General features: G+C 64.4%; 7 protein-coding genes. All 7 read left to right on the top strand.

Annotated elements, in window-relative coordinates; genetic code table 11:
- Window positions 1-168 precede the first annotated feature (168 nt).
- Window positions 169-1,350 (top strand): urea ABC transporter permease subunit UrtC, encoded by a 1,182-nt coding sequence (urtC, locus tag ACTHNR_RS13540; protein ID WP_440548172.1) that lies wholly within the window; start codon window positions 169-171, stop codon window positions 1,348-1,350.
- Between the two features lie 68 nt (window positions 1,351-1,418).
- On the top strand, window positions 1,419-2,204 hold the full coding sequence (gene urtD / locus ACTHNR_RS13535; RefSeq protein ID WP_440548173.1) for an urea ABC transporter ATP-binding protein UrtD: 786 nt from the start codon (window positions 1,419-1,421) through the stop codon (window positions 2,202-2,204).
- Between the two features lie 47 nt (window positions 2,205-2,251).
- On the top strand, window positions 2,252-2,944 hold the full coding sequence (urtE, locus tag ACTHNR_RS13530; RefSeq protein WP_440548171.1) for an urea ABC transporter ATP-binding subunit UrtE: 693 nt from the start codon (window positions 2,252-2,254) through the stop codon (window positions 2,942-2,944).
- A gap of 62 nt (window positions 2,945-3,006) precedes the next feature.
- The gene (locus tag ACTHNR_RS13525) at window positions 3,007-3,909 is read left to right on the top strand and encodes an urease accessory protein UreD (RefSeq protein ID WP_440548170.1); all 903 of its coding nucleotides are present in this window, start codon (window positions 3,007-3,009) and stop codon (window positions 3,907-3,909) included.
- A gap of 102 nt (window positions 3,910-4,011) precedes the next feature.
- Window positions 4,012-4,314: an urease subunit gamma gene (ureA, locus tag ACTHNR_RS13520; RefSeq protein ID WP_440548169.1), complete on the top strand. Its 303-nt coding sequence runs from the start codon at window positions 4,012-4,014 to the stop codon at window positions 4,312-4,314.
- Window positions 4,315-4,330: 16 nt separating this feature from the next.
- Window positions 4,331-4,636 (top strand): urease subunit beta, encoded by a 306-nt coding sequence (locus ACTHNR_RS13515; protein WP_440548168.1) that lies wholly within the window; start codon window positions 4,331-4,333, stop codon window positions 4,634-4,636.
- Between the two features lie 42 nt (window positions 4,637-4,678).
- A partial coding sequence (ureC, locus tag ACTHNR_RS13510) for an urease subunit alpha (RefSeq protein ID WP_440548166.1) occupies window positions 4,679-6,062 on the top strand: 1,384 nt, incomplete at its 3' end.

Here is a 6,062-nt window from a genome sequence, read left to right as displayed (position 1 = left end):
GGGAACGGTGCTCGGCAGCTTCGGGCTCGGTGTGCTCATGAAGACGATCGAGCCGTTTTCCGGGGCGGTGCTCGCGAAGATCGCGGTGCTCGTGCTGATCGTGTTGTTCATTCAGAAGCGTCCTCAGGGTTTGTTCGCCCTTAAAGGACGCAGCGCATGAGGCCCGCGATGCAAATCCTCTCCCCCTCCCCTACGGCGACGCAAGAGGCGACGCCGGCCGCACCCGAACGGCGAGCGGCCACGCAGCGCCTGGTCCTGCCCGAACGGCCGTCCCTACTGTCGCGCCGCGCATGGCTCGCCCTCGTGGCGCTCGTCATCGCCGTGGGCTGCGGCGCGCCGATCGCAGCCCTCGTCTTGCCCGAGTCCAGCGCGTTTCATCTATCCGCCTACGCCCTGACGATCGGCGGCAAATTCATGTGCTACGCCATCGCGGCGATCGCGCTCGATCTCGTCTGGGGCTATTGCGGCATCCTGAGCCTGGGGCACGGTTTGTTTTTCGCGCTCGGCGGGTATGGGATCGGCATGTATCTCATGCGCTCGATCGGTCATGACGGGGTGTACGGCAGCGACTTGCCGGATTTCATGGTGTTCCTGAACTGGCATGCATTGCCCTGGTTCTGGCGCGGCACGGAACACCTTTGGTATGCGATCGCGCTCGTGATCGTCGTGCCGGCGCTGCTCGCTTGGGTTTTCGGATTCTTCGCCTTCCGCTCGCGCGTTCAAGGCGTCTACCTCTCGATCATCACGCAAGCGCTGACCTACGCGGCCATGCTGCTTTTCTACCGCAACGAAACGGGCTTCGGCGGCAACAACGGCTTCACCGATTTCAAGCGCATCGCCGGATTTCCGATCACGCACCCCGATACGCGCGTGGCGCTCTTCTTGATGACGTTCGCCGCCCTCGTCCTGACGTTCATCGGCGCGCGCGCCATCGTCACGTCCAAGCTCGGGCGGATCGTCACGGCCATGCGCGACAGCGAGACGCGCTTGATGTTTCTCGGCTACAGCCCGCTTGCCTACAAGCTCTTCGTCTGGACCTTGTCCGCGATGCTCTGCGCAATCGCGGGGGCGCTATATGTGCCGCAAGTCGGCATCATCAATCCCAACGAGATGTCGCCGGCCAATTCGATCGAGATGGCGATATGGGTGGCCGTCGGCGGCCGCGGCACGCTCGTCGGGCCGATCGCCGGAGCCTTCGTCGTCAATGCCGCGCGCAGCGTGTTCACCGCATGGCTGCCCGAGTACTGGCTGTTCTTCCTCGGCGCGCTGTTCGTGGTCGTACCGCTGTTGCTGCCGCGCGGCTTGGCGGGGCTCGCGACCGCGCTCATGGGAAGGAGCGGACGCAAATGATCGGTATGCCCAACGAAGCGATGGAGATCCCGACGGAAGCGGATGCGCCGCCGGCCGGCAACGCCACGATGGCTCACGTGCTCGAACCGGGCGCCATCGACGTGACGCACGGCACGATCCTCTACCTAGAAGACGTCACGGTCAGCTTCGACGGATTTCGCGCGCTGAACGGTTTGTCGCTGACGCTCGACGCGGGCGAGCTGCGCTGCGTGATCGGCCCCAACGGCGCCGGCAAGACGACGATGATGGACGTGATCACAGGACGCACGCGGCCCGACAGCGGACGGGCGTTTCTCGGGCAAACGCTCGATCTCACGCGCATGGACGAGCCGACGATCGCGCGCGCGGGCATCGGCCGCAAGTTTCAAAAGCCGACCGTGTTCGAGCAGCATCCCGTGTGGGAAAACCTCGAGCTCGCGATGAAGACGGACAAGCGCTGGCATGCGTCGTTGCGCGCGCGGCTCACGGCGAGCGCGCTTGCGCGCATCGAGGAAACACTGGCGACGATCGGCCTGGAACACGAGGCGCGGCGGCCGGCCGGCGAACTCTCGCACGGGCAGAAGCAGCGCCTCGAAATCGGCATGCTGCTCATGCAGCAACCGGCCTTGCTGTTGCTCGACGAACCGGCGGCCGGCATGACCGACGACGAAACGATGGCGCTCGCCGCCCTGCTCGACCGCTTGCGCGGCACATGCTCGATGATCGTGGTCGAGCATGACATGGAATTCGTCGCGGCGCTTTCGGGCGCGCATTCGCGCGTGACGGTGATGGCCGAAGGACGCGTGCTCGCGCACGGCACGCTCGACGAAGTGAAGCGCGACGAAACCGTCATCGAATCGTATCTCGGCCGTTGAGCGATCGAATAGTTAGCAAAACGAACGAACCAGCGAGGATAGCGTCGATGCTCGAGGTAACCGGACTCAATCAGTTTTACGGCGGCAGCCATATTCTGCGCGATGTCACCCTGCAAGTGCCGCAAGGCTCGCTCACCGTCTTGCTCGGACGCAACGGTGTAGGCAAAACCACGCTCATGCGGTGCCTGATGGGCGTCGTACGATCCAAGAGCGGCACGATCGCCTGGCGCGGGCAAGCGCTCGATCATCTCGCGCCGCCGGCCCGCGTGGCGCGCGGCATCGCCTATGTGCCGCAAGGGCGCGACATCTTCGCGCGCTTGACCGTGGAGGAGAATTTGCTCGTGGGCGCCGCCACCAAGCGCCACGTATCGAGCGTGCCGGAACGCATCTATACGCTGTTCCCGGTGCTCAAGGACATGCGCAAACGCCGCGGAGGGGACTTGTCGGGCGGGCAGCAACAGCAGCTTGCGATCGGCCGCGCGCTGATGAGCGAGCCGAGTCTTTTGATTCTCGATGAGCCGACCGAAGGCATTCAGCCGTCCATCATTTCGGAGATCGGACGCACGCTGCGCGAACTCGTCGATCAATCGGGCATGACGGTCCTGCTCGTCGAGCAGTATTACGACTTCGCCAAGGCGATCGCCGATCACTATTGGGTCATGCGCCGCGGCGAAATCGTCGCAAGCGGCGACGGCGCGCAGATGGATGCATCCGGCGTCAGAGAGATGATCGCGGTCTGACAGGCGCGGTGCTATGCTCGATTCCATTCACCCGCGCCCGTGTCCGTTGCTCGACGCCTTTCATGTCCGCTTTATTCATCGAATCTCCCACGCCCACGGCCCCGATCTCGGGCGGCCATCACGCCGCACCCCGCCGCGACGGATGGGAAGCCAGCCTTGCCCTCGGTTTCGAACAACGCGGCGCCCGATCGACACTCGCCCATCGTTTGCATATGGGCCCGCTGCGTGTGCAAAAGCCGCTTTACCCCGAGGGCGATGCGATCTGCCACGCCGTGATCGTTCATCCGCCGGGCGGCATTGCGGGCGGCGATGCGTTGACGCTCGACGTTTCGCTGGGCGCAAACACGCACGCCGTGCTCACGACTCCGGGCGCCGCGAAGTGGTACAAGTCGAACGGCCGCCTCGCGCGCCAGCGCATCGACATCGCTTTGGCCGAGCACGCCAAACTCGATTGGCTGCCTCAGAACAACATCGTCTTCGACGGCGCGGATATCGCGCTCGATTTCGCGCTGACGCTCGCGCCCGGCGCGACCGCGATCGGCTGGGACGCGACGCAGCTCGGCCGGATCGCGGCCGGCGAGCGCTGGTCGGCCGGCGCGTTGTCGAGCACGGCGCGAATCGTCGGTCCAACGGGCGAGTTGCTGTGGTTCGAGCATGTCGAACTCACGGCCGACGATGCGCTTCGCGCTGCTCGGCAGGGTCTTGCCGGGTATCCCGCCTACGGCACGTTGTGGGCCGTGGGCCAAGCCTGCGACGACGCACTCGCCGAAACGATCTCGCGGCAACTGCCGTTCGACGAGGATCTGCGCGCGGGGGCGTCGTGCGTCACAGAAGGCGTACTCGTCGTACGCGCGCTGGCGCATTCGATGGAAGCGCTGCAGAACACGTTGATGCGATGCTGGCTCGCGCTGCGCCCGCTCGTGCATGGCGTCGATGGCCGGCCATTGCGGCTTTGGCGCACCTGAAGGAGTGTCCTTCCAACGCAGTGCGGTGCTACGATAACCGCGCGCTTTGCCGCGCGAGCATCCGCCCGATCTTTCAACGACATTACGTTTGAGCCGCGCGCCATGAAACTGACGCCACGAGAAAAAGACAAGCTGCTTATCTTCACCGCCGCGCTGCTGGCCGAGCGGCGCCGCGCACGCGGGCTGAAGCTGAACTACCCGGAAGCCGTCGCGTTCATCTCGGCGGCGCTGATGGAAGCGGCGCGCGACGGCAAGACCGTTGCCGAAGTCATGCATTACGGCACGACCCTCTTGACGCGCGACGACGTCATGGAAGGCGTGCCCGACATGATCGCCGACATCCAGATCGAAGCCACGTTCCCCGACGGCACGAAGCTCGTCACCGTTCATCATCCGATTCCCTGACCACAAGGTGCGACCCATGATTCCGGGCGAAATCCTGACTGAAGACGGCGAGATCGAATTGAACGCCGGCCGCGAAACGCGCACGTTGACCGTCGCCAATACGGGAGACCGTCCCGTGCAAGTCGGTTCCCACTATCACTTTTACGAAGCGAACGCCGCGCTGGCGTTCGACCGAGAACAAGCGCGCGGCTTTCGGCTCAATATCGCCGCGGGCACCGCCGTGCGTTTCGAGCCGGGACAGTCGCGCACGGTCGAACTCGTCGCGCTCGCCGGCGCACGCGCCGTCTACGGTTTCAACGGCCGCGTGATGGGCCCGTTATAACTTCCTTTCGCCCGACGCTATTTCTTCGGACTACGAATCGTCATGACACTTAGGATCAGCCGCCGCGCTTACGCGGAAATGTTCGGGCCCACGACCGGCGACCGCATTCGGCTTGCCGACACCGATCTATTGATCGAGATCGAGCGCGACTTCACCGTCTACGGCGAGGAAGTGAAGTTCGGCGGCGGCAAGGTGATTCGCGACGGCATGGGTCAGTCGCAACGCGTGGCGAGCGAAGTGGCCGACACCGTCGTGACGAACGCCGTGATTCTCGATCATTGGGGGATCGTCAAAGCCGATATCGCGATCAAGAACGGCCGCATCGCCGCCATCGGCAAGGCCGGCAATCCCGACATCCAGCCGGGCGTGACGATTGCGATCGGCGCGGCGACGGAAATCATCGCCGGTGAAGGTTTGATCGTGACGGCCGGCGGCGTCGATACGCACATCCATTTCATCTGCCCGCAACAGATCGAGGAAGCGCTTGCTTCTGGGGTGACGACGATGCTCGGCGGCGGCACCGGCCCCGCAACCGGCACGAATGCGACCACCTGCACGCCTGGGCCGTGGCATCTCGAACGCATGCTGCAAGCCGCAGACGGCTGGCCGATGAACCTCGGCTTTCTCGGCAAGGGCAACACGAGCCTGCCCGAGCCGCTCGTCGAGCAAATCGCGGCCGGCGCGATCGGCCTGAAGCTGCACGAGGACTGGGGCTCGACGCCGGCGGCGATCGACAACTGCCTAAGCGTGGCCGACGACACCGACACGCAGGTGGCGATCCACACCGACACCTTGAATGAAGCGGGTTTCGTCGAAGCGACCGTCGCGGCGTTCAAAGGGCGCACGATTCACACGTACCACACGGAAGGGGCCGGCGGCGGGCATGCGCCCGACATCATCAAGGTGTGCGGCGAAGCGAACGTCCTGCCGTCATCGACGAACCCGACGCGGCCCTACACCATCAATACGCTCGACGAGCATCTCGACATGCTGATGGTGTGCCATCACTTGGACCCGTCGATTGCGGAGGACCTCGCATTCGCCGAATCGCGCATTCGCCGCGAGACGATCGCCGCCGAAGACATCCTCCACGATCTCGGCGCTCTGTCGATGCTGTCCTCCGATTCTCAAGCGATGGGCCGCGTGGGCGAAGTCATCATTCGCACGTGGCAAACGGCGCACAAAATGAAGGTGCAACGCGGCGCGCTGCGCGAGGACAGCACGCGCAACGACAATTTTCGAGCGAAGCGCTATGTTGCGAAGTACACGATCAACCCGGCGATTACGCATGGCATAGCGCATGAAGTCGGTTCGATCGAAGCGGGCAAGTGGGCCGATCTCGTGTTTTGGGAGCCGGCGTTTTTTGGGATCAAACCCACGCTGATCTTGAAGGGCGGCATGATCGCGCTGGCGCAGATGGGCGACC

The sequence above is a fragment of the Trinickia sp. genome (genome assembly GCF_051954495.1).
Lineage (GTDB): Bacteria > Pseudomonadota > Gammaproteobacteria > Burkholderiales > Burkholderiaceae > Trinickia.
The sequence above is the reverse complement of the archived record's forward strand: the minus strand, read 5'-3'. Positions and strand labels throughout refer to the sequence as shown.